This window comes from bacterium, assembly GCA_030019025.1.
GTDB lineage: Bacteria > Hydrothermota > Hydrothermia > UBA1063 > UBA1063 > UBA1063.
The window spans coordinates 62,320-86,434 of record JASEFR010000002.1 but is presented as its reverse complement, the minus strand read 5'-3'; the positions used below and the strand labels follow the sequence as shown (position 1 = coordinate 86,434).

17 protein-coding genes are annotated in these 24,115 nt (G+C 41.6%); all 17 read left to right on the top strand.

Going from position 1 to position 24,115, the window contains the following annotated elements:
• Positions 1-3: 3 nt before the first annotated feature.
• Positions 4-1,794 carry an NADH-dependent [FeFe] hydrogenase, group A6 gene (locus QMD82_01045; protein ID MDI6850512.1) on the top strand — a complete coding sequence of 597 codons (1,791 nt, stop codon included), beginning with the start codon at positions 4-6 and terminating at the stop codon, positions 1,792-1,794.
• 11 nt (positions 1,795-1,805) lie between these two features.
• Positions 1,806-2,054: a hypothetical protein gene (locus tag QMD82_01040; GenBank protein ID MDI6850511.1), complete on the top strand. Its 249-nt coding sequence runs from the start codon at positions 1,806-1,808 to the stop codon at positions 2,052-2,054.
• Positions 2,055-2,111: 57 nt separating this feature from the next.
• Entirely contained in the window at positions 2,112-2,372 is a 261-nt protein-coding gene (locus tag QMD82_01035) for a CopG family transcriptional regulator (protein ID MDI6850510.1), read from the top strand.
• A 12-nt stretch (positions 2,373-2,384) separates the two neighbouring features.
• Positions 2,385-3,869, top strand: a complete 1,485-nt coding sequence (hydG, locus tag QMD82_01030; GenBank protein MDI6850509.1) for a [FeFe] hydrogenase H-cluster radical SAM maturase HydG — start codon at positions 2,385-2,387, stop codon at positions 3,867-3,869.
• Positions 3,844-4,116 carry a hypothetical protein gene (locus QMD82_01025; GenBank protein MDI6850508.1) on the top strand — a complete coding sequence of 91 codons (273 nt, stop codon included), beginning with the start codon at positions 3,844-3,846 and terminating at the stop codon, positions 4,114-4,116. The genes hydG and QMD82_01025 overlap by 26 nt, the downstream gene beginning before the upstream one ends.
• Positions 4,100-5,512, top strand: a complete 1,413-nt coding sequence (locus QMD82_01020) for an aspartate ammonia-lyase (GenBank protein ID MDI6850507.1) — start codon at positions 4,100-4,102, stop codon at positions 5,510-5,512. Before QMD82_01025 ends, QMD82_01020 begins: the two co-directional genes overlap by 17 nt.
• The gene (gene hydE / locus QMD82_01015) at positions 5,496-6,557 is read left to right on the top strand and encodes a [FeFe] hydrogenase H-cluster radical SAM maturase HydE (protein MDI6850506.1); all 1,062 of its coding nucleotides are present in this window, start codon (positions 5,496-5,498) and stop codon (positions 6,555-6,557) included. The genes QMD82_01020 and hydE overlap by 17 nt, the downstream gene beginning before the upstream one ends.
• Entirely contained in the window at positions 6,541-7,764 is a 1,224-nt protein-coding gene (hydF, locus tag QMD82_01010; GenBank protein ID MDI6850505.1) for a [FeFe] hydrogenase H-cluster maturation GTPase HydF, read from the top strand. Before hydE ends, hydF begins: the two co-directional genes overlap by 17 nt.
• The gene (fdhF, locus tag QMD82_01005; GenBank protein MDI6850504.1) at positions 7,757-10,468 is read left to right on the top strand and encodes a formate dehydrogenase subunit alpha; all 2,712 of its coding nucleotides are present in this window, start codon (positions 7,757-7,759) and stop codon (positions 10,466-10,468) included. The genes hydF and fdhF overlap by 8 nt, the downstream gene beginning before the upstream one ends.
• Before the next feature lie 16 nt (positions 10,469-10,484).
• Positions 10,485-11,327 (top strand): formate/nitrite transporter family protein, encoded by an 843-nt coding sequence (locus QMD82_01000; protein ID MDI6850503.1) that lies wholly within the window; start codon positions 10,485-10,487, stop codon positions 11,325-11,327.
• Positions 11,299-11,901 carry a molybdenum cofactor guanylyltransferase gene (locus QMD82_00995; protein ID MDI6850502.1) on the top strand — a complete coding sequence of 201 codons (603 nt, stop codon included), beginning with the start codon at positions 11,299-11,301 and terminating at the stop codon, positions 11,899-11,901. Before QMD82_01000 ends, QMD82_00995 begins: the two co-directional genes overlap by 29 nt.
• A complete protein-coding gene (gene fdhD / locus QMD82_00990; GenBank protein MDI6850501.1) occupies positions 11,894-12,646 on the top strand; it encodes a formate dehydrogenase accessory sulfurtransferase FdhD in 753 nt (250 codons plus the stop codon). The genes QMD82_00995 and fdhD overlap by 8 nt, the downstream gene beginning before the upstream one ends.
• 117 nt (positions 12,647-12,763) lie before the next feature.
• Positions 12,764-14,260, top strand: coding sequence for a hypothetical protein (locus QMD82_00985; protein MDI6850500.1), 1,497 nt, complete (start codon positions 12,764-12,766; stop codon positions 14,258-14,260).
• Between the two features lie 5 nt (positions 14,261-14,265).
• Entirely contained in the window at positions 14,266-19,836 is a 5,571-nt protein-coding gene (locus QMD82_00980; GenBank protein ID MDI6850499.1) for a T9SS type A sorting domain-containing protein, read from the top strand.
• 12 nt (positions 19,837-19,848) lie between these two features.
• The gene (locus QMD82_00975) at positions 19,849-20,454 is read left to right on the top strand and encodes a hypothetical protein (protein MDI6850498.1); all 606 of its coding nucleotides are present in this window, start codon (positions 19,849-19,851) and stop codon (positions 20,452-20,454) included.
• 126 nt (positions 20,455-20,580) lie between these two features.
• The gene (locus tag QMD82_00970; GenBank protein ID MDI6850497.1) at positions 20,581-21,489 is read left to right on the top strand and encodes a peptidoglycan DD-metalloendopeptidase family protein; all 909 of its coding nucleotides are present in this window, start codon (positions 20,581-20,583) and stop codon (positions 21,487-21,489) included.
• A gap of 53 nt (positions 21,490-21,542) precedes the next feature.
• Positions 21,543-24,115 (top strand): hypothetical protein (locus QMD82_00965; protein MDI6850496.1); only part of this gene is annotated, 2,573 nt, incomplete at its 3' end.

Below are 24,115 nucleotides of genomic sequence, written 5' to 3'. Positions count from 1 at the left end.
TTTATGGCAGAAATGGTTAAATTATTTATAGATGGTAAGGAAGTGGAAGTTGAACAGGGTACGACAATTTTAGAAGCTGCAAAAAAGGCAGGTATTCACATTCCTACATTGTGCTACCATCCGGATCTCCCTCCCACTGGTGCCTGCGGCGTATGTGTCGTTGAGATAGAGGGCTCTCCAACACCAAAGAGATCCTGCTGCACCCCCGTTGCTCCAGGGATGAAAGTCATAACAAACTCAAAGGCTCTCAGAGAAGTGAGAAAGACCATCGTTCAGCTCTTACTTTCTGACCACGATATTACCTGTCCAACCTGCCCAGCAAACGAGAAGTGCGAGCTTCAGTCCCTGGCAAACTACCTTGGAGTAGACATGAATGGGCTACCTGCGATTTTGGAAAGAAAACCTGTTGACGAAACAAGCATAGCTATTCTCAAGGATCCGAATAAATGTATATTGTGTGGAAGGTGTGTAACTGTATGTAATGAATTACAGACGGTTTCGGCAATAACCATTGCAAATAGAGGATTCGAGGCAGAGGTAGATACATTCTTCTCCCAGGGACTTGGGAATAGCCCCTGCGTAAATTGTGGACAGTGTACTGTTTTCTGTCCCACGGGTGCTCTCAGTGAAAGAAGTGAAATTGACCTTGTGTGGGATGCACTTCTTGACCCTGACAAAGTTGTTGTGGTTCAGGAGGCTCCTTCTATAAGAGCTACATTGGGTGAAGAATTCGGTATGGAGGTTGGAACGGTTACCGTTGGAAAGATGTATGCTGCCTTGAGAAAGTTAGGTTTTGACGTGATTTTCGATACAAACTTTGCAGCAGACCTAACCATTATGGAGGAGGCCAACGAGTTTGTGGACAGGGTTAAGAATGGAAAACCATTGCCTCTTATCACTTCCTGCTCCCCTGGCTGGATAAAGTTTATGGAGACCTTTTTCCCAGATCTTGCCAAGCACGTTTCAACATGCAAGTCTCCTCAGCAAATGTTTGGTGCTCTTGCAAAGACCTATTTTGCCAAGGAGGCAGGTATTGACCCTTCAAAAATTGTTAGTGTTTCAATAATGCCGTGCACCGCCAAAAAGTTTGAAGCAAGAAGGCCGGAGATGAGAGATTCTGGATATCAGGACGTTGATTATGTTCTTACAACAAGAGAGTTTGTAAGAATGTTGAAGTCGGCAGGTATTGACCTTAAAGAGCTTCCTGATGAAAAGCCCGATGAGCTTATGGGAATGTATTCCGGAGCCGCAACTATATTCGGAGCAACGGGTGGAGTTATGGAAGCGGCTGTGAGAACAGCATACTGGATGATTACCGGTAAGGAATTGGAAAATCTTGATATAACCGCGGTGAGAGGAATGGCGGGGATTAAAGAGGCTGAGCTTGACATTGATGGGTTAAAGGTTAAAGTTGCGGTTGCCCATGGCCTTGGAAATGCAAGGGAGCTTCTTACAAAAGTCAGGAAGCAGATAGAAGAGACCGGGAAGAGTGAATATGCATTCATAGAAATTATGGCATGCCCGGGTGGTTGTGTTGGTGGCGGTGGACAACCTAAGGGAAGCACTTTTGCGATGAGAGCAAGGAGAGGTGAGGGATTGTATAAAGAAGATAAATCATTACCGATCCGCAGAACCCATGAAAATCCGGCTATAAAGAGAGTTTATGAGAAGTTCCTTGGTAAGCCAGGCTCTGAAGTTTCACATAAACTGCTCCATACCTATTATTTCAAACGTTCGGATTATACTGGAAGCGCGATTGAGACGGTAACGGAGAAACACGTTTCACACCACTAATGGAGGAAATTATGAGCGAAAAGTGGGGAATTAATACAATAACGATTGCAATGACTGACAACTCATATGCTTTAAAGGTACAGGACATTCTCCATCGATATGCTAATTATATTTACGGTAGGTTAGGACTTCCCTCTAAGTGTGCAAGGTTCTTTATTATCACTGTAGTATTTTTAGGTGAGGAAGAGAAGGCTATTGAACTTGTTGAAACGATAAGAAAGGAAGTTCCCGAAGTCAGGGTAGGAATAAGCAGCCTGTAAAAAGACCGCTTTCCCTACTCTGAGGGGAGGGAAGTACCTGAACCAAGGAGGGGAAATATGAAAGAATCTGTAAATAATACTGATAGGCTTGGGTTAGTTGGGATATTTGTTAATGATAAAGAGGCAGTAAAGCCTCTTCAGGAGATTATATCTTCTTATTCCCATAAGATTCTTGGAAGGGCTGGTTTTAATGTTCCAGAAGCCACCGTGGTTGTTCTATTATTCAAAGGCAATACTGATGAAATTGGCGCCTTTACAGGAAAAATAGAGAAAATAAAGGGGGTTCAGGTTAGAACCCTTTTAAAAAAGGAGCTTTAAGGGGGGATCTTTATGGAAAAGGTTGAAAGCTGGGTTAAAAATCGTATAAAAGAAGATGAGGTAGAGAGATATCTTGAAAATGGCCAGGATTTTATAAACGATGATGAAATTTGGGAGAAGTTGAATAAATATAGAAAACCTGATAAAGCCTGGATCAGAGAAATCTTTGATAAAGCTTTGAGGATTGAGACTCTCACACCGGATGAAACGGCGGCTATTATCAATGTAGAAGATGAAGACCTGCTTGAGGAAATGAAGCAGGTTGCACACCAAATAAAAAGTAAGGTTTACGATAACAGGATAGTGACCTTTGCACCTCTTTACCTCGGTGATTATTGCGTTAATAATTGTCTCTATTGTGGTTTCAGGAGAGATAATCGAGTTATTAAGAGAAAGGTTCTGACAGAAGAGGAAATTGTCAGAGAAGTAGAAGTTCTTGCGGGTGAGATCGGGCATAAACGTCTAATTACCGTTTACGGCGAACACCCTTCTATGGATATTGATTACATTGAAAAAAGCCTGGAATTGATATACAATGTGAAAGTAAAGGTAAGAAATGGATATGGTCAGATACGGAGATGCAATGTTAACGCTCCTCCTCTTCAAATTGATGAGTTGAGAAGGCTTGTTGAAGTGGGAATTGGCACCTATCAGGTTTTCCAGGAAACATACCATCATGATACATACAGAAAAGTGCACCCTCAGGATACGGTGAAAGGCGACTATCGGTGGAGATTGTATTCCATGCACCGGGCATTGGAGGCAGGAGTGGACGATGTTGGGATCGGCGCTCTTTTTGGCCTTTATGATTGGAAATTCGAAGTAATGGGACTTCTTTATCATGCGAGGGAATTGGAGAGGAGATTTGGAGTGGGGCCTCATACTGTGTCCTTTCCGCGTCTTGAGCCAGCAGCCAACACTCCCTTTGTCCAGGAGACAAAGTACAAAGTTAGTGATGAGGAGTTTGAGAAGGTTATATTAGTACTCAGGCTCGCCATACCTTACGCCGGAATGATTTTAACAGCCAGGGAACCTAAAGAGATAAGAGATAAAATTGTGCATTATGGTATTACGCAGATGGATGCTTCCACTAAGATAGGTATAGGTGCATATAGCGACCGTTATACTGAACAAGAACTGGAAAGGCAGCAGTTTCTGATTGGCGATACGAGAAGCCTGGATGAACTCATTAGAGATCTCGCAAAATTTGGATATATCACTTCTTTTTGCACAGCCGGTTATAGATGTGGAAGAACCGGTGAATTGATAATGAAACTTCTAAGAACGGGTAAAGAGGGTCAATTTTGCAAACTAAACGCTGTTTTAACTTTTAAGGAATGGCTTCTGGATTTTGCATCCGAAGAGACACGCGCTGTGGGTGAAAAATTGATAGAGAAAGAGCTCCAGGAGATAAAAGAGAAATTGCCAAGAGCCTATGATAAGGTTTTAGAATATTTAAAGAGACTGGAAAATGGAGAGAGAGATCTTTTCTTCTAAAGAGGTGCTTGATTTTTTAAGAGAAATTAAGTCGAAGTATAAAACAGGTGGCATCTGGGTTTCGCGAAAGCTGGGGAGGCGCTGGTCTTTCCTTCTTGGTTTTGAACCCGAGCAGACCTCTCCGCCCTATTTTCTGGAGATTGATAGTAATTTTGCGCTCTTTTGTGAAAACGAAAAATTATTGAAGGAAGCTTGGGATTCAATAAAGGTTAGGCTTAAGGAGATGTTGCATGAGGGTAGAACGTGATCTGTTAGGAGAGAGGGTGTTGCCTGATGATGTTTATTACGGTATCCAGACTTTGAGGGCGATGGAAAACTTTCCTATTTCAGGACTCAGATGGCCTTTGATTTTCATAAAAAGTTTCGCAACTGTAAAAAAAGCCTGTGCACTGGTAAATGTAGAACTTGGATTTATAGACAGAGCCAGAGGTAGTGCAATTGTCAGAGCCTGCGATGAATTAATTGAAGGAAAGCTGCACGATCAAATAGTGGTTGATCCATTTCAGGGTGGTGCGGGTACATCTACCAATATGAATTTCAACGAAGTAATTGCTAACAGAGCCCTTGAGCTTGTGGGTAAAAAGAAGGGAGAATATGACTATATCCACCCCCTTGAGCATGTTAATAGACACCAGTCAACTAGTGACGTGTTCCCTACTGCTTCTAAGATCGCTATCCTTTTCGAACTCAGGGAGCTTGAAGAGGAGGTGGCTCGTTTACAGGACTCTTTTCAAGAAAAAGAAAAGGAGTTTAGGAATATTGTTAAACTCGGTAGAATAGAATTACAGGACGCAGTCCCCATTACCCTCGGTATGGAATTTGGAGCGTATGCAGAGGCGATCGCAAGGGATAGGTGGAGAATTTTTAAAGCGAGGGAGAGGATAAAGGTTGTAAATCTTGGTGGAACTGCTGTTGGAACGGGGCTCGGAGCACCAAGGGAGTATATCTTCAGGGTTACAGAGGTCTTGAGAGACCTTACAGGGCTTAATATTGCTCGAGCGGAAAACCTTGTAGATTCTACTCAAAACCTTGATTCCTTGGTTGAAGTTTCCGGACTCCTGAAGACTTACGCAACGAATCTTCTAAAGATTTCCAGTGATCTGAGGTTGTTAAGCAGTGGGCCGGATGGTGGAATTGGTGAGTTAAAACTTCCTTCCGTTCAACCCAATTCAACAATCATGCCTGATAAGGTTAATCCGGTAATTCCCGAGGCTGTGGGTCAGGTTGCGATAAGGGTTATAGCGAACGACGATATTGTTAGTTATGCATCAGGCCTTGGACAACTCGAACTTAACCAGTTTCATCCCCTAATTACGTATACTATGTTAGAAAGTTTACTTCTTCTTAAGAATGCTACGAAGGTTTTTAATGAGAGGTGTGTGAGGGGAATTATTCCCGACGAAATTAGATGCAGAGAATACGTAGAAAGAAGTAAGACTCTTGCCACGGTGCTGGTTCCCATTTTGGGATATAAAAAGGTAGAGGAAATTGTGGAAGAAGCCAGAAGGCGTGGGTGCAGTATCATTGATGTTTTAATCAAGGGTGGAATTATGGAAGAGGAAAAAGTTAGGGAGCTTTTGAAACCAAATAGAATGTATAAACTCGGATTCACTGAGGAAGACCTGAATGAGTTTAAGTCTTAAAGAAATAAAGGAATTGCTGTCTGGAAAAGACGATAGGTGGCTCTTTTCTGAAGCAGGCAGAATAAGGGAAGAAGTTTTCGGGAAGTCTGTATTTATGAGGGGTGTTATCGAGTTTTCTAATTATTGCCGTGATAATTGCTTTTACTGTGGGTTGAGATGTGAAAACAGGAAGTTGAAAAGATACCGGATTCCCCTTGAAAAGGTTTTACAGTTGGCTGAAATAGGCTATTTGGAAGGGCTTAGAACGATAGTTTTACAGTCTGGAAATGATTACTTTTATAAAAAGAACGAGATATCGAAATTAATCAGTGAAATACTTTCTCATGTTAATGTGGTAATAACTTTGTCCTTGGGGGAGCGAAGTTATGAAGAGCTTGCAGAGTGGAGAAAAGCGGGAGCAGAGAGGTATTTAATAAAAGTGGAGACATTCAGTCCTGAACTTTATAAAAGATACCGCCCAGAAAGGATCCTGGAGGAAAGAATTAAAATGATTTACTGGCTTAAAGAGCTCGGCTATGAGGCGGGTTCTGGAATTATTGTAGGGCTACCAGGGCAGTCAATTGAAGGTCTTGCTATGGATTTAATGAGATTGACAGAGCTTGAGTTGGATATGATTGCAGTTGGTCCGTTTATTCCGCATCCTGATACACCTCTTGGAAACTACCCGGCAGGAAGCCCTCTTATTACATTGAGGTGCATAGCTATATTGAGGATATTGAATCCATATGCAAACATACCGTCTACCAGTGCTCTGGCCTCAATTAACGATTATAGTGAGTTCTCTGAGACTTTAAAAGATTTGTTGGGTTTAACATTTTTGGACTGGCGCGCTGCCGGGCTTGTTGCTGGAGCTAATGTATTGATGCCATCTATTACGCCGACAGATGTAAGGGCGTTATACAATATCTACCCTGGCAAGAACATTAAATGCGCCTGTACAATAGAGGAGGTTAACTATTTGAGAGAGTTGGTGGAATCATGCAATTTAAAGGTTGAGATATCCAAGGGCTATTCACCCAGGAGGTTTTATGCAAAAGGCTCCTAAGGGAGAGAGGCTGATAATAGTCTTACTGGGCAGGAGGAATGTAGGTAAATCAAGTTTGATAAATGCACTGGTGGGTCAGGAGATTGCCCTTGTTTCAGATGTTCCAGGGACTACAACTGATCCTGTGGATAAACACTATGAGCTACTGCCTCTTGGTCCTGTCACTTTCTACGACACTGCCGGGCTTGATGATGTGGGTGAGTTAGGTGAAATGAGAATTAAAGCAACCAGGAAAGTTTTAATGAAAGCAGATTTGGCTCTTCTGGTGACGGATGAAAGGGGATTGGGTGATGAAGAGTTCAAAATTATAAAAGAACTTGAAGAGAAGAACATACCTTTTATAGTTGTTTTTAACAAGATGGATCTAAATGCACCTCGCCAAGAGGACATAAATTTTTGCACTTCAAAGAATATATTCTTCGTTCCCGTTTCGGCAAAAAGCGGTAAAGGTGTAAATGAACTTAAAGAATTGATTATTAGTCTCGCGCCTGATTATTTGAAAAGGGAACAGGTACTGGTTGGCGACCTTATAAAGGGAGGAGACATTGTCATTCTTGTTGTTCCAATAGATCTTGCAGCTCCCAAAGGGAGGCTTATCCTCCCACAAGTGCAGGTTTTAAGGGATATTCTCGACAATGATGCTATCGGTATCATCGTTAAAGAGCGCGAGCTGGAAGAAGCCCTGCGTTCGCTCAATAAAAAGCCAGCTCTTGTGATTACTGATTCCCAGGTAATTTTAAAAGTCGCTGGTGATGTACCTAAGGAGATCCCCCTGACTACTTTTTCCATACTTTTTGCAAGATATAAAAGCGGTGATTTGAAAACCTTAGTAGATGGAGTCAAGCAGATCGATAATTTGAAAGACGGCGATAAGGTTTTAATTTCTGAAGCCTGCTCTCACCACATACAGGCTGATGATATCGGGAGGGTTAAAATACCGCGGTGGATCACTCAGTATACCGGGAAGAATATAAAATTTGATGTGGTCTCAGGGAGCGATTTTCCAGATAACCTGGAGGAGTATAAGCTCGTTATCCATTGTGGTGGTTGTATGTTAAATCCTTCCGAAATGAGGAGTAGAATTAGGGAGTGCTTGCGTAGGGGGGTACCGATAACAAACTACGGTGTAACTATCTGTAAGGCTCAGGGAGTCCTGGAAAGAGTTTTAAAAACCTTTGAAAAAAAGCGGGGGGTTTTTAATGAGTAGATTGGTTAAAATTTTTATAGATGGTAAGGAAATAGTTGCTCCTGAAGGGGAGCCGGTATTAAAGGTAGCAAAAGAAAATGGAATCAACATCCCATCGCTGTGTTTCTTGGAGAAGCTATCTCCCAGTGGGTTGTGTAGACTTTGCATCGTTAAGGTTGAAGGTAGACCGGGAATGGTGCCCTCCTGCCTTCTAACTGTTCAGGAGGGAATGAAGATTACTGCTTTTGACGAAGAACTCGAAAACACAAGAAGAATTTTGCTTGATAACATTCTTTCTGAACACAATGATGATTGTATAAATTGTGACAAGGACGGTAATTGCGAATTGCAGGATCTGGCCTACCGGTACGGCCTTGGAAGAGATAATAGGATGTTTTCCCCGATATGGAGGGAGCTGGAAAGGAAGATCGATGACTCTTCGCCGGTACTCTTTTATGATTCTTCCAAATGTATAAAGTGTATGCGTTGCGTGAAGGCGTGTGCCGAGCTTCAAGTAAAGAATGTTTTAAGCTTTGCTGAAAGGGGCATTGAAACCCACGTGGTTGCTGGGCTTGGCAAGTGGTCCGAGTCTGAATGTGACGGGTGTGGGCAATGTGTACAGGCGTGCCCAACCGGAGCATTGGTTGAAAAGTGGGAGACCTATGGCATTAAAGTGAGGGCGAAGGATGTCGACAAGAAGGTAGTTACTACATGTCCTTACTGTGGTGTAGGGTGTCAGCTTGAGTTATGGGTTAAGGATAATAGAATTGTAAAGGTTCGCGGCGCAGATGAAATTCCTAATGAGGAAAAAACTTGTGTCAAAGGGCGCTTTGGCCTTGATTTCGTGCATAAACCAGATAGATTGACCAAACCTTTAATTAAGAAAAATGGCGAATTTGAAGAGGTTGAGTGGGACGAAGCCCTTGACTTTGTTGCCAAAAAGCTCCTGGAAATAAAGCAAAAATATGGACCCGATGCCGTTGCTGGGCTCGCATCAGCCAAGTGTACAAATGAGGAAAACTATGTTTTCCAGAAATTTATGAGGGCTGTAATTGGAACCAACAACGTGGACCACTGTGCGAGGCTCTGCCATGCATCCACAGTAGCTGGCCTTGCAAGGGCCTTTGGCTCTGGCGCAATGACTAACTCCATAAAAGAGCTGGAGTTTGCTGATGTAATTCTTGTTACAGGCTCCAATACCACAGAAACACATCCTGTTATTGCGACATATATTAAAAGAGCGGTGATTTTCCACGGAGCGAAGTTGATCGTCGTTGACCCGAGGAAGATAGACCTCGTCAAATATGCAACCCTTCATCTTCAGCAGAGAAACGGGACCGATGTGGCGTGGATCAACGGAATGCTTCACGTTATTTGGAAGGAAAAACTTTACAATGAAGAATTCGTTAAAAACAGGACGGAGGGTTTTGAGTCCATAATACCGATAATTGAGAAGTATACTCCTGAAAAAGTCGAAGAGATAACGGGAATTCCAAAAGACAAACTTATTGAGGCAGCCAGGCTTTACGCCAAAGCCCAGAAGGCGTCAATCGTTTATTCTATGGGAATTACCCAGCACACAACCGGTGTGGATAACGTACTCTCTCTTGCTAACCTGGCGATGATGACGGGTCATGTAGGAAGGGAATCAACCGGTGTGAATCCTTTGAGAGGTCAAAATAACGTGCAGGGCGCTTGCGATATGGGAGCTTTACCCGACGTTTACTCTGGTTATCAGAAAGTTGTGGATGAACAGGCAAGAAAGAAGTTTGAAGAGGCATGGGGAGTCAAACTATCGGACAAACCCGGACTCACGGTTGTGGAGATGATGAATGCAGCAGTTGAAGGTAAAATAAAGGCTTTCTACATGATGGGCGAGAACCCGATGATGTCTGATCCAAATATTCCTCACGTTAAAGAAGCTCTGGAAAAAGCCGAGTTTATTGTGTGCCAGGACATTTTCATGACGGAAACGACCCAGTATGCTGACGTGATACTCCCCGTGGCATCCTTTGCAGAAAAGGAAGGAACCTTTACCAATACGGAAAGACGTATTCTGAAACTCAATAAAGCCATAGAACCCATTCCCGGAATCAGGGCTGATTGGGAGATAGTTCAAGAAGTCGCAAGAAGAATGGGTTATGAAATGAATTACAGCTCTTGGGAGGATATCTTAAGAGAAATCAACAAGTTGACCCCGAGTTATGGTGGGATAACCCCAGAAAGAGTGAACAGAGGTGAAAAATTACAATGGCCTTGCCCAACTCCCGATCATCCCGGAACCCAATACCTTCACAAAGAGAAATTCTCCCGAGGCCTTGGTAAATTCCACCCTGTAGACTTTATTCCTCCAGCAGAACTTCCTGATGAAAATTACCCATTCATTCTATCCACTGGTAGAATGCTATATCACTATCACACTGCCACGATGACAAGAAGGAGTAATTCCCTGATCAAGTTTAGCAACGAACCTTACATGGAGATGAATCCCGATGACATGGAAAGGCTTGGTATAAAGGATGGTGAGAAGGTTAAAGTATCTTCTCGTAGAGGGTCTATTGAGATTAAAGCAGTAGCCAGTGAAAGGGTATTTTCAGGTCTTGTATTTATCCCATTCCATTATAGTGAGGCGGCAGCAAATATTTTAACAAATGATGCTTTGGATCCAATAGCAAAAATTCCAGAATACAAAGTGTGTGCATGTAAAGTTGAAAAACTAAGTTAAAAAATGGAGGTGAGATATGGAGATAGAATGCAGAGCCCCAGCCAATGTGGCAGACCAACTAACAAATGATGTATGCGTTAAAAAGGTTACTGCGAGTTTTACCAAACTTTTCGTCCTCGGTATTCTTGCTGGTGTGTATATTGGATTTGGTGCCCAGCTTGCCACCATGGTGGGCCATGACTTGGCAAAATATCTTGGAATTGGCTTCGCGAGGTTCATGCAGGGAGCGGTATTCTCCGTAGGCTTAATGCTCGTAGTAATTGCTGGTGCCGAGTTATTTACAGGAAATAACCTCATAATGCTTTCTGTACTTGATGGGAAAGCTTCGGTGGGTAAACTACTTTACAATTGGGTTGTAGTCTATTTTGCAAATCTCATAGGATCGCTTTTTCTTGTTGTTCTCATGTACTGGACTGAACTTTGGAAAACAAATGGGAATCTTGTTGGCGCTTATGCCCTTTCCATTGCAAATGCAAAGGTAAATCTTCCTTTCTTGGCCGCCTTTTCTCGTGGTATTTTGTGTAACTGGCTGGTTTGCCTCGCTGTCTGGATGGCTGTGGCATCTCGCAATGTAGTTGGAAAGATATTTGCCATTTTCTTCCCGATCATGGCATTCGTCGCATCTGGCTTTGAACACTCGATTGCCAATATGTACTTCATTCCAATGGGTATCTTTATGAAGAATGTTGAGGCTGTGGTAAATGCAGCGGGGAATCCTGTACTTACAAATCTCAACTGGTATGGCTTCTTCGTGAGGAACCTTATCCCTGTTACTCTCGGTAATATCGTTGGCGGTGCCGGTTTTGTTGCTACACTCTACTGGCTTGTTTATGTTAGAAAACCGAAAGAGCAGAAATAGAAGCCTTATAATCCTTGCCGGTGGAAAGTCCGGGAGGATGGGCGAGCCAAAGCCCATCCTCCTCATTAAACAAAAGAGGTTAGTTGATTATTCCATTGAAAATTTAAAAGGTCTTTTTGGCGAGATTTTGGTTGTGGTGAAAGAAAGAAAACAGTGTATCGAGCCTTATCCCTGTATTTTGGATAATTCCTATGAATATGCGCCAATTTTTGGTCTTTACGCCGGTTTAAAGGCGTCTAAGAGTTTAGTAAATCTGGTTGTAGCCTGTGACATGCCTTTTATAAAAAGGGAATTGGTGCAGTTTTTGCTTTCTAAAGCCGAGGAGTGTAGGGCAGACGCAGTCGTACCCGTAGTAGGGGGATATTTTGAACCGCTTTTGGCTGTTTACAACAAATCCTGTATTGATGCTATTGAAGGAGAAATTAAGAAAGGTAATTTGAAAATCACGGGATTTTATTCACGAGTTAACATAAAATCGGTTTCAGAGGAAGAGATAAGAATTTTTGATCCAGAATTTCAAAGCTTTGTCAATATAAATACCAAAGAAGATTTAAAGGCTTTTTTCCGTGATTGAGATAAGGAAAGTAATCAGGGTTTCTAATGAAAGGGCTGAATCTTTTAGTGATTACATAGCACAGGAAGAGATTGTTGAAGTTATCTATAGAGGTGAGGTACTTTTCAGGCACGCTGTTTCCCCTTTAGAGCTCTATGAGTGGGCGGTTGGTTATCTTTACACTAACAGAGTGGTAGAGGATCTTAGCAAGGTTAAAATGTGGAAAGAAGAGGGTAAAATCTTTCTGGAAGGAGAAATTAACATTAAGCCCGGGACCTTCTGGACTGGTACCTCGGGATGCGGTTCTTCCATGGAGAATTTTTGTGTGGCTGATCTCACAGGTCTTGAGGAAGAAAAAGTTTATTTTAAAGTATCAAAAATTTTTGAAATTTTTGAAGAGTTCAATAAAAAATCTGTGAATTTTAAATTAGCAGGTTCTCTCCATTCATCGGCGATTTGTGAGGAAACGGGGATTATTTATTTTTCTGAGGACATAGCAAGGCATAACTCCGTTGATAAGGTCATCGGAAAAGCCTTGCTGGAGGGGAAAAACCTTTCAAAGACCTTTTTACTCACAAGCGGTCGAATATCCAGTGAGATAGTCAGAAAAGCATTGATAGCAAGGATTCCCGTGATTGTTTCCCATTCTGCTCCTACAACTTTCGCCGTTGACTTGGCAGTTGCCTATGGCCTTACCCTTGTCGGCTTTCTCAGGGGTAAAAGGTGTAATATATACTCTAATGATTGGCGTATTTTGATTCCGTAAAGTTTCTTCTTTTACATACAAAAATCCTGAAATCGCTGGTATACTTGGCGAAAATCTCGCTGTTTAGAAAATTGACACTTGACAAAATGCACAATTTAATGTAAAATATTTAGCATTATGGATGCATTAATTCTCTTAATGTTAATATTAGGGCAGATAAGGGACTCCACAGTCCAGGTTCAGTATTATGGTTATTCTTACAGAACAGATGAGTGGTGGGTTTCAGAAGAGATCTACTTTTATGTTTACCTTAAAGATGATGATCCTCTTAGTTACCCAATTATGGTAGGGTATGATGAAGACTGGGTTAAAGAATGGGGAAGGGGTTATGCCCAGTTTGACCTTTCCTTTATTCCACCCGGTGCTACCATTCAGAGTGCGGGGATAAGATTTTATGTTGCGTATGATGGACAGTGGGAAGACGAGTGGGATGGTAGTTGGAGTTATCTTTTACTTCGCAGTATGGAACAAAATTTGGCTGACTGGTACCCAAACAGTGGAGGAGAAAGCAGTACGCTCTTTAACGATGCATACGATGGTTATCTTTTTGTCGACGATTCTTTTTATGTGCAAATGGATCCCCAGTATAATGTTTACTACCCTTCCGATTCCACATTTCTCCCCCTTAATCAGACCTTTATAGATTACCTTAATAGTCGTTTGGCTCAAGGGATCACATGGATTGGTGTTGGGATTATGAAGGATGACGAAGAGGGATCCGATGCTGGAGTCAACTTTTTTGGAGAAAAGACTTACCTTTACGTTTCCTATCTCATGCCAAATCAGCTCGTGTTGTATGATCCCACGGTCGCACCTGATACGGGTGAGGTTGGCTCCCTTTTCAGCTTTTTGATTCATTATTATGACAATTACAGCTACGCTCCTTATTATATTGACGCTGTGGTTTTGAAACCCGATGGTGTAGAGGACACCTTCAGCCTTTCCCTGCTTCAGGGTCAGGCCTATGATGGGGTTTATGGAGTCAGGGTTCCCCTCAATGATGAAGGTCAGTATTATGTTTATTTTTACGCTATCAATTCACAGGATGTATATTGCAGGATTCCTGAAAATGGTTTTTTAACTGGTCCTTTTGTAATGAGAGACACCATTTATCTTTATAATCCATTTGTGAGTGCCGATACTGGAACGAATTCCACACCCTTTACCTTTCACATTGATTACTACTCAAGATTTACATCTTGCGATAGTGTAAAGTTGTTCTACTTCCTATATGAACCCTTTGATTCTACGAAACAGGATACTTTTGAGGTATTAATGGACCTGGTTTCTGGAAGTGGACTTCAGGGAACCTATGAGAAAACCGGATCTTTGGGTATTGGACACTACAAGCATTTTTATGTTGCTTATAACTATAAGGGTGAATTTAGATATCCTGAGGTGGATGCGCTGGATGGACCAGTGGTTCTGCAGAGTGGAATTGGAGAAGCGGTTGCTCAAATAGGTTATTTTGAGGTATTTGATGTTGTTGGAAGGCTTGTAGGGAGGGTAAAATCCCCTTCGGATTTAAAGTCTTTAAAACTTCCTTCAGGGGTTTACTTCTTAAGACAAAAAGATGTTAAGAGTAAGGTTAAGAAAGTAATTTACTGGAGGTAGTTTTTATGCAGTGGTTGCTGGTGTTAACACTAATAGGGGCTCCAAGTAATGTCCCCTATAAAGCCGATACAAAGGCTTTTATCGGGGACACAATCCGGTTTAGTATCGGTAGTGTCCAAATCTCGGCGATAATCCAATCTATATCAGGGGATACAATTACGGTTGATGGAATCGTCGTATTGAACAACGTTTTCAACGTTCGCGTTGATGACATGAAGATAAGCCTTTCTTCTTTCTCGAACGGGAACATAAGTGTTTATAGCTACGGAAATATTTATGCCGATGGGGGAAACATTGAACTAAACGGCGTAATCATAAGAAACGTCTCTTTTAGTTTGGATCAAAACGGCTTTTATGGGTACGGAGATGTGGCTTTTGGCGACAGGACTTTGACACTGCTTCTTGAAATTGACTCGCTGAATAACCTCGTGGCTCATGCCACCTATTCGGAGATCACGGTTTACAACGTGGTACTTACAAACCTCTTCCTTCACTTAGAGAATGGAATGATCACTGGTGGTGCTGATGTAAATCTTCTTGGCAATCTCTTTCATCTCAACATAGGATTTAACGGTTATGAGCTATATGCGGAAAGCTACGGGAATACCTTTACTTATAATGAACTCACCATTTACGACTTTTACCTTATGATTTCAAGTTCTACCGGTTTTTACGGCAAAGGAAAGTTAATACTCTACAATTCTTATGCTGATATTGAGTTAAGTATTTCTTCAAACTCCTATCTTGTGGTAAACGATGGCTATTTTGTAATCCATGGTATCGAGATTAGTGACTTTACCGGTTATATAGGGAATGGCCTTTACGATATAAGGGGCAAGATCAATCTTTATGGATCTTCACTATATGCGGCAGTCTATTACAATGAAAACCTTCCTGAGTCTGAGTTCAGGCTCTCGGTAGTATCTACGGAATTAGTCATTGGTTCTGTAATTATCCACGATTTGACATTGACACTTTCAAAGACAGCGGGACTCTATGGTTCTGGATACGTGTACTTTAATGATGTAAATTATCCCGCTAATGGAAGGGTTAAGGTATCATTCTCTACTGATTGGAGTGGAAATGTCTTTATAGGCATTGAAGATGGTTACGTTGTTTTAAGCAACGGAGCAACAATAAACAACCTTACCGCTTATATAACAAGAGACGGATTCTTTGGCTACGGAACCTATACGGATGGAAGTAGCGATGTAACGGTGGTCTTTAACTCTCAATCTGGGACTGTATACTGGCAGATTTATGGTGATGCAATCGTGTTTGGCAACATATTGCTCAGGCATTATTATGTTGGTTCCGATGGAAGGGCGTTTGCTTGGTGGATTATTTCCGAGACCGATTCACTTTACTTTGAAATCAATTGGGGGCAGGGGTATGCGCAGGTAGTTTATCCTGGGACGTTCATGTATGGCAATGTAATGGTCTATAACTTGACCGGAACTATTTATGCAGATTCTGGATTTATAGGTCAAGGGTATGTAAGGATCGGAGATGAGAATAACTATGTGGAAATTCCAATTCAATTCAGGTCTAATCCAAATGGAAAGCTGTTTGGAACATTCCCCAATTATCTCTCGCTACAAGATGGTCAAGGGATCACCGTAAACATCTATGGAATTAATGTAACAATTACGGAAGATGGAATCACAGGTTATGGCCGTGTTGAACTGGAAAACGTGAACTTTTACATCGAATTTATTGCTCTTTACAACGGCTATATTGATGCAACGGTGAGAGACGGATATATAAATCTTGGGAGAGTTGTGATCAAAGACATTACCATGCATCTTTATCCCTTCACCGCTTCAGGATTTGTCTACATTCCTGAGTTCCAAGGAGGAATCTATGTACTCTTGAAGGCCAATGGAAGCGGTGGTTTAAGTTTTTATGTACCGGGCTTTGACTTCTACGTAAACGGTTTCCATATTTATGGTAACTTCCAGTATGTAAATGGCGCGCTATACTTCAGCGGTGGTGTTGAAATTCCCGGTGGTGGTGCGGGCAGTGTGGACTACTTGTATGCAACATCCCGCGGTATAGATAGTTGTTCAGTTACCCTGCAGGATATCTATATAAATGGTTTCCATATCGTTTATGCTAACGGAAGGTTTGCTTCTAATCCCGGCAGAATCATTCTTAGTGGAAACTTTGACCTTTCCAATCTTTCGAACTTTATAGGCGTTAATAACATTTATTTCAGCAACTTAATGATATCTTCTGATGGAAGGTTTCTCGGATGCGAGCTTGTGGGTGTTCAGAACTTCCATATAGGTGAATTCTTCGCCTTTTCAGGAGAGTTTGGATTCTTTGAGAATTATCTTGTGATCTATTATGCTGTGATCGACTTTTCTAATCTCTCGACGGTCAACGGAAGAGTCAGTTTTGAAAATATTGCAATTTCTTATGACGGCCAAATTGTTTACGCCTCTGCAATTGGACTTGAGTATTTGAATGCTGGCATTTTCCATGCCTCGGGATGGGTCTACTTCGTCAATAGCGGAGTAAGTGTAACAGGACGAGTTGAGCTTGACAATATTGGGTATGCATACGTAAGGGATCTCCTTCTTGATAGTAACGGAAATATCCTCGATCTTGCAGAAGCAGGTTGCAGTTTCACCATTGGTGGATATGGATTTACAGGAAGTTTAAGCTTTCCAGCAAACAATAGAATCTACTTTGAAGGAAGTATTCATTTGCCTGTTTTCTTGAGTGGAGATGCATCGGGGTCAATTCTTCTTGAAAGAACACCCGATGGGACGGGTGGAGTGCTCGATCTCGGCTACAACGTCCTTGCCGGTTCCCTTTCCATTCCAGAGTTTGAAATGGGAGGTTACCACTTCCTTGGTGGGGCATTTGCCTTTGATTCGATTGGCGTTGAAGGAACAGCCAGGATAAATGTACCTGAAGTGTGTGAGGTAGAACTTAGTATGTCTTTCAATTGGGATGGAACTTTCAACTATGCTTATCTCGCGGCTACTGGGATGAATATTCCAATAGGTAGTACAGGGCTCTTCATAAACGGTATAGGTGGCGGAGTATATCACTATGTTGATCCTTACGAATACTGGATGTTTGTCTTAAGTGGCCTTGTATCTGATCCTGTGAGGGCACTGGCTCTTGATGCCACTATTGAAATCACCACTGATGGTAGGGTTTCCGGCCTTGGGCACCTCATGATTGCACAATATACATGGGCTTCTGCCGGATTTGATGTTTATACAACTCAGGGATATCTTGATGCCTTCGCTTGGCTTGGTGAGGATCCGTCGGAAGGCATCTCCTTCTGGGGGTGTTACATACGTGGTCAAGATTCCGTGTATTACAACTGGATTAACGTTGATGCCTGGGGGAAAGGCGATCTGGGTGTAAGTGTGTGGTTTGTCAGTTTTAATGCATGGTTTGGATTTGCCTATGATCTCTCAGAATGGCCCTTTGTATATGGTCCTTATTGGAGGCAGAAGTTATATAACAGCGGAATTGGTGCCTCTGGCTTAGCTCTTGGATATCTGGCAGGGATTAATGTGACTTGGAACCCTGCAAGACACCGTTTTGACTACGATGTTTGGTGGGGTCCTGTGGATGAGCAAAATCCAGGGAATGCTCCCTTTGTAAGTGATTTAGTATTTGTAGGACCATATCCCGATTTAGGTCTCGATTTTGACTATGTGGGCGGAGAGCAGTATATAAGACCTTACGATACTTATGAGGTCCCTGGTGGATACATGTGGGTAAACATGGGTGCTGACAATACGGGATACTTCAACTTCAACTACTTTGGAAACTCGGGAATTGTTTATGTAGGGCTCTATATTAATTCTTCAGAGGTACAGACTGTCTATCTTAAATATGGAGTTGCTGGGGAATACAAGCTTTTTGAAGACGGAATTGTTGTGAGCTCTGGCAGTAACGGATATGCCCAGCCCGACCAGTTTACACAGGCTTTGGTTTTTTACCAGCCTGGTTGGAAATTTATAATGTTCAAGGTAAGGAAGTCATTTGACCAGTGGGGTATTTACTTGAGAGTAACCGATGCCAACGGTAATATCATTGATGGCGTTTCTTACCAGCCCAACAGGCCTGATCAGGTGGTAGATTATCATGACAGAGCACTCTCCTGGGATATCTATAGGTTTGATAGGCAAAATAATGTGACCGTTGAAGGAGGAAAGTTTGTTCTTAGGGCAGAGGGTAGGCCTCTGAGATTAACCTACATGAAAGATAAGGCACACTATCCAAGGATTGACTTCCCCTCTTTCAAAATTAACTTTATGCTGAATGGTGTCGCAAGGAACGATTCAACCCTTATTTTGATGACCGACTCTACACTTCAAAGGTATTACGGCGTCCTCTTCTACTATCCTTCCAAGGGTGACTTAATGGAGGGTGAAATCCTTGGTGCGGGCACAAAAACCGGTGTGAAAACCAGTTTTGAAGTTGGAAAGTGGTATACTCTTGAGTTTGTGTTTGAACCCGAATCCCTCTACCTCTACACCTATGAGTTCAGCAGATCCAGGCCTATAAGGCCTTTATTCTCCTTTAAACTCAATGATGATTGGGACCCGGCTTTCTATGCAAGCGTTGGAGGCGATGACAACGTCCTCTATCTGGACAACTATGCAGTAAGACACGATTGGAAAACTACGATGATAAATATTGAAACACCTCATCCTTACCCGAATAATGCCAGGTTGACCTGGACCATAGAGGATACCTCAGCCTCCTTTATGAGACTTCACTTTGAAAACTTTAGCACGGACTACTGGGATTCGCTTTATATAAAGGACCATCTCGGTAGAGTCTGGTATACATATAATGGCCCTGCGCTTGGTAGTTTCTCCACGCCGCCTATACCTTCCAAGAAGGTTATTCTTGAACTCCATTCGGATAATGTCACAAACGATTATGGCTTTAAGGTAGATTATGTGAGGTTGAGGAAGGATGTTCCTTACTTCTATAGTGCAGAGTGGTATATCTCCACTCCTTCTCCCGTTCCTAACAACTGGGATTCTACATACATGATAAGCATTCCTGATGCCAAGGCAATTAAGGTTTGCTTTAAGAATTTCAATATGAGCATAACCGATTCGTTAAGTGCCGATTCGGTAATTCTCTACGATGGCAATGGAAATAGGTATGGTTCTTACACGGGTAACCTCGGTACTTTCTTCGCAATAGCCATTCCTGGTAATACGGTAAATATAAGAGTAAAGACCGATAACGTTCTCCAATCCCAGGGATTTACGGTTCCATATGCGGCTTACATAACGGATGACTATACCGGTGTATACGATAAGCCTGTGGCAAAAGCTACAGAGGAAGGAACTATAATCAAAGGAAACATATTAAAACTCTCAATTTATTCCACTGGTGGCAACGTAAAGGCTGTAATCTACGATGTCCTTGGTCGTTCAGTAATATCTGGTAACTACTTTGTGAATAAGGAAACGAGATCTCTTGATGTGGATGTTTCAAAACTCTCTTCTGGTGTGTTCTTCTTGAGGGTTTATGACGAAGATGGTAAAGAGATTGCTTCAAAGAAGTTTTTAAAGGTTAGATAAAGGAGGCAGGCTATGAAAAAATACATTTTAATATCAATATTCTTGCTTTCAGGTTTTGTCTTTGGTTTTGACCTCAGGTCCCTTCTTGTTTTTCCAAAGACTAAGGATGCCACTTTGGAAGTCAATTACCATTACACGAGAAACTCAAAGTACATTTCTGAAGAGAGGGATCTGAAAGTAGTCTACAGTCTGGGTAATCCAGCTACTTTGGCGATTTTTGACGGTGAAAAAGCGCTTGGCACGATTTACTATGACAACAGTGGTAAGGTTGTGAAGCAGGAATTCCAGGGTCAAGTTTACGAAGGAGTTAATCTGGAGCTTAAAGGCACGATGCCGGATTATAAGGAGATTGGGAAGAAGTTTGAAAGCTACAAGGGTAAAAGTGTACTTGTAGTAACCTCTGTGAGGGAACATTCTCAGGAGGATACTAAAGGCCATCTAATTATGCGAACGGTTGTTAACTCTACTAAAAAAGATTATTACGACGAAGAGACGGGGCTCCTTGTAAGACAGGAAATTACTACTGATGTGGTTCAGAGGACTTTCACGGTCTTTGACAAAGAGAAGCCGTTGAATGAGAGGTCAAACCGAATTACCGAATTGTTGGAGATGAAGTAGGGGTAAATTGGGCGGGTCCCCCTTTGGGGGACCCGCCTAAAGACTGCTAAACTACAAAGTTATTTTAAAATGTGGTTTAAGACAATAGAAGTTGACATTTTAAACTGGTTAATTTATATTTAGATTATGCAAAAGTGGTCTTTGAAGTTAAAAATCTTTTTCCCAACAACAAAGCGCAGGGAAATCGAAATTACATTCCGACCGTGGGCGTTGAAATTGTTTTCTGCTTTTTTAATTCTTGGGGTTTGCGCCTTTGGCTTTGCCCTTTACAGGTATTTGAGTCTTGAGATTGATTACCACAAAAGTTTAATCTTAGAAAAGGAAAATACCACTTTGAAAAAAGAGATAAAAGCACTTAGAAATAAAACAGTACGTCTTGATAAGATGCTTGCCGAGCTTTTACAGCAAAATAACAGGCTCAGGGCTGCCGTAGGACTTGACCCTGTGCCCAAAGAGATTGCCCTTATGGGTATGGGTGGAAACATTGAAGAATTGCCTGTTGTAGAGAAAGACGAGAAAAAGTATGTAGAACAGGAGATTGAAAGACTTCTTAATTTAGCTAATTTTCAACTTCAAAGTTTTTCTGAAATAGCAAAGAAATTTGAAGAAGATCAGAGGATCAGGGATCATACGCCAACGATTATCCCAGCTGCTGGATATTTTACTTCTGGCTTTGGTATGAGAAGGGATCCCTTTACAGGCCTTCCCGCTTTCCATGAGGGTATTGATATCTCTGCTCCGCCGGGGACTCCTGTGGTTGCACCTGCTTCGGGAGTTGTCACCACTGTAAGGTGGGATCGGGGATATGGTCTTTGGGTGGAAATTGACCATGGCCTCGGGGTAAAAACAAGGTATGCACACCTCTTAAGGGCAAGGGTTTCCCCCGGGCAATATGTTAAGAGGGGGGACGTCATTGCCTATGTGGGTAATAGTGGAAGGTCAACTGCTCCCCACCTGCATTACGAAGTTAGAGTAAATGATAAGCCGGTGAATCCTGTAAACTATATCATACCTGCAGGCGTTTATTACGATTAAAATTCAAAAAATCTCTGTTTTATAATCCCATAAGTTTAGTTTAGAATTAACACATGAAGAAGGGAGTGATTTGCATTTTTTTGCTATGGGGTAACTTATTTGCCTATTCTTTTGGCAAAAACAAGTTCCAGACAAGAACATATGAATTTCGAATTTACGAAACTCAGAACTTCAAAATATTCTCCTACTCAAAGGATGATTTTATTGTGAAATTTGCGGGGGTAGTACTGGAAGAAGCCTATAGTGAATACGTTTCGACCTTGGGAATTTCAATAGAGTCAAAGATCCCCGTTATTATATACAATTCCCCAAAACACTTCTCAGAGACCAACGTCATACCCGATGTAATAGAAGAGGGTATCGGCGGATTTACAGAAATATTTAAAACACGGGTTGTAGTTCCCTTTAACGGTTCATATGTAGATTTTAAACATGTTTTAAGACACGAGCTTGTTCACGTGTTTCAATATGCAATGTTAAGGAGGGGGAAACGCTCTACTCTCGAAGGAATACTGACTTCTCAAGTTCCGCTTTGGGCTACAGAAGGAATGGCAGAGTTCCTTTCCATAGGCTGGTCTCCTGATGCAGAAAGGTATGTTAGGAACCTCATACTTTCCGATAAGTTGCCTTCTCTTGTTGAGTTAAACTATTACGGGGGTTATATTGTATACAAATTGGGACAGCTTTTTTACAAATATTTGCAGGAAACTTACGGTACAGAGAAAATAGCGGAGTTCTATTCCCTTCTTGTTTATACCAACTCTGTAGACCGGGCTTTTAAAAAATCCTTCGGAATTTCTCAAAAAGAGTTTGACTTGCGCTTCAAGGATTATATTCGAAGGAATTTCTATCCGATATTCGGGGTTACCACAACTCCCGTTAATTTGAAAAAATATTCTGATCACGAAAAACTCGGTAATTTTTACAATGTTGCTCCTCTCGTAAGCCCTGATGGAGGGGGTCTATACTTTATACAAGAAAAGATGGGTGATTTTTATATAGTAAAGCACTCCGTCGCTACAGGGGAGAGATTAAAGGTTGTATTTAAGAGCTCCAAAATACCTGATTTTGAAAACATACATATTCTCAGGCCTTCCCTTTCTATAAGTGGTGATGGTAGGTTCATAGTCTTTTCTGCCCAATCAGGAGAGGGTGATAAGATTTACATCTTTGATACACGCAGAAACAAAGTCATAAAGAGCATAGGTTTTGACGTAGATGCCATTTACACCCCTTTTATATCGGAGGATGGACGGAAGATTGTTTTTGTGGGACTTAATGATGGCCGTTCTGATATTTATTTGTATGAGTGGAAGAAGGGTGAACTTTCAAAATTAACTGATGACCCTTGGGATGATAGAGACCCCTGCTTTGATGGTAAAGGAGATGTGCTCTTTGTTTCTGATAGATTTTCTGAAGATTCTGTGAACTCTTTTAAGTATGGTGCATATTCAGTTTATAGACTGAATCTGGAAACACAAGAAATTGTACGGATCACTGATTACTATGGTGAGCTATCACAGCCCCTATGTCATGAGGATACTTTGCTCTACTTTATTGCCCGAGATGGTTTTTCTGCGTTGAATCTCTTTGTTAAAAATTTAAATAGCGGAGATGTTCACAGGATTACAGATTTTCCAACGGAGCTTAAATGGTACACTGTATCGAAGACGGGGAAAATTATTGCATCAGTTCTCTTTGGCAACGGATACGATGTGTATGAAGTGAGGAACCTTGTGAAAATAGAAGATTCAACTTCTTATGTTTTTTACACTTTTGTAGATACTTTAAAAGTTGCATTAAAGGCTTATACGCCAAAATTTTCCTTGGACTGGATCTATGGAAGTGCAGCCTATGCGACAATTACTGGTTTCCAGGGGACCGTTGCCTTTGGCATCTCTGATGAACTGGGCGACCATCAAATTCAGTTTGCTACAGATCTTTCTGGTGATATCTTAAACTCCAACTTTGAACTGGATTATTTTAATCTCAAAGGGAGGAGTGATAGGGGCTTTTCCTTTTACCAGTTGTGGGACGCTGGATACATTTCGTATGATACAGTTCTGGTGTCGAGAACCCTGGGGTTGATGTTGATGCAAATTTATCCTCTTTCGAGGAATCGTCGTTTTGAGTTTGGCTTAAGTTTTGAAAGTCAGACCAATTACTACTTTTGGGAAACTCCCCTTGGGAACTTCATAGAATTAGCTGATTTACAGAAGAACAGATTACTTACCGGTCTTTACAGTGCCCATGTATTTGACAACGTTTATTACAATTACATTCAAGACCCTATTAATGGTGTGCGTTATTATGTAGGAATTTTCAGAACGATACCCTTTGATGTGGATCTTGGAATTTTGGTGACAGATTTAAGGCATTATTTTGCTTTTTCTGAAGATTACTTGATTGCCACCAGGCTAAAAGTTATGAGTTCTTTCGGAAAGGATAGATATTATTTCACCTTTGATGGAATAACCGACCTTAGGGGTACGGAGTTTGCCGAATATATAGGCAACAAATATCTTATATTTAACACAGAGTTTCGATTTCCCTTTGTTAAGAGATTGAGCCTTGGCTTTCCCCTACCTATTGATATTTCAGGAATAGGTGGGGTCTTGTTTTTTGA

Coding starts and splice junctions, on each gene's coding strand:
- QMD82_01045 (MDI6850512.1), top strand. CDS start 4: ATGGCAGAAATGGTTAAATTATTTATAGATGGTAAGGAAGTGGAAGTT.
- QMD82_00970 (MDI6850497.1), top strand. CDS start 20,581: ATGCAAAAGTGGTCTTTGAAGTTAAAAATCTTTTTCCCAACAACAAAG.
- hydE (MDI6850506.1), top strand. CDS start 5,496: ATGAGTTTAAGTCTTAAAGAAATAAAGGAATTGCTGTCTGGAAAAGAC.
- fdhF (MDI6850504.1), top strand. CDS start 7,757: ATGAGTAGATTGGTTAAAATTTTTATAGATGGTAAGGAAATAGTTGCT.
- QMD82_00995 (MDI6850502.1), top strand. CDS start 11,299: ATGTTAGAAAACCGAAAGAGCAGAAATAGAAGCCTTATAATCCTTGCC.
- QMD82_01020 (MDI6850507.1), top strand. CDS start 4,100: ATGAGGGTAGAACGTGATCTGTTAGGAGAGAGGGTGTTGCCTGATGAT.
- QMD82_01035 (MDI6850510.1), top strand. CDS start 2,112: ATGAAAGAATCTGTAAATAATACTGATAGGCTTGGGTTAGTTGGGATA.
- QMD82_00985 (MDI6850500.1), top strand. CDS start 12,764: ATGGATGCATTAATTCTCTTAATGTTAATATTAGGGCAGATAAGGGAC.
- QMD82_00980 (MDI6850499.1), top strand. CDS start 14,266: ATGCAGTGGTTGCTGGTGTTAACACTAATAGGGGCTCCAAGTAATGTC.
- QMD82_01000 (MDI6850503.1), top strand. CDS start 10,485: ATGGAGATAGAATGCAGAGCCCCAGCCAATGTGGCAGACCAACTAACA.
- hydG (MDI6850509.1), top strand. CDS start 2,385: ATGGAAAAGGTTGAAAGCTGGGTTAAAAATCGTATAAAAGAAGATGAG.
- QMD82_01025 (MDI6850508.1), top strand. CDS start 3,844: ATGGAGAGAGAGATCTTTTCTTCTAAAGAGGTGCTTGATTTTTTAAGA.
- QMD82_01040 (MDI6850511.1), top strand. CDS start 1,806: ATGAGCGAAAAGTGGGGAATTAATACAATAACGATTGCAATGACTGAC.
- QMD82_00975 (MDI6850498.1), top strand. CDS start 19,849: ATGAAAAAATACATTTTAATATCAATATTCTTGCTTTCAGGTTTTGTC.
- hydF (MDI6850505.1), top strand. CDS start 6,541: ATGCAAAAGGCTCCTAAGGGAGAGAGGCTGATAATAGTCTTACTGGGC.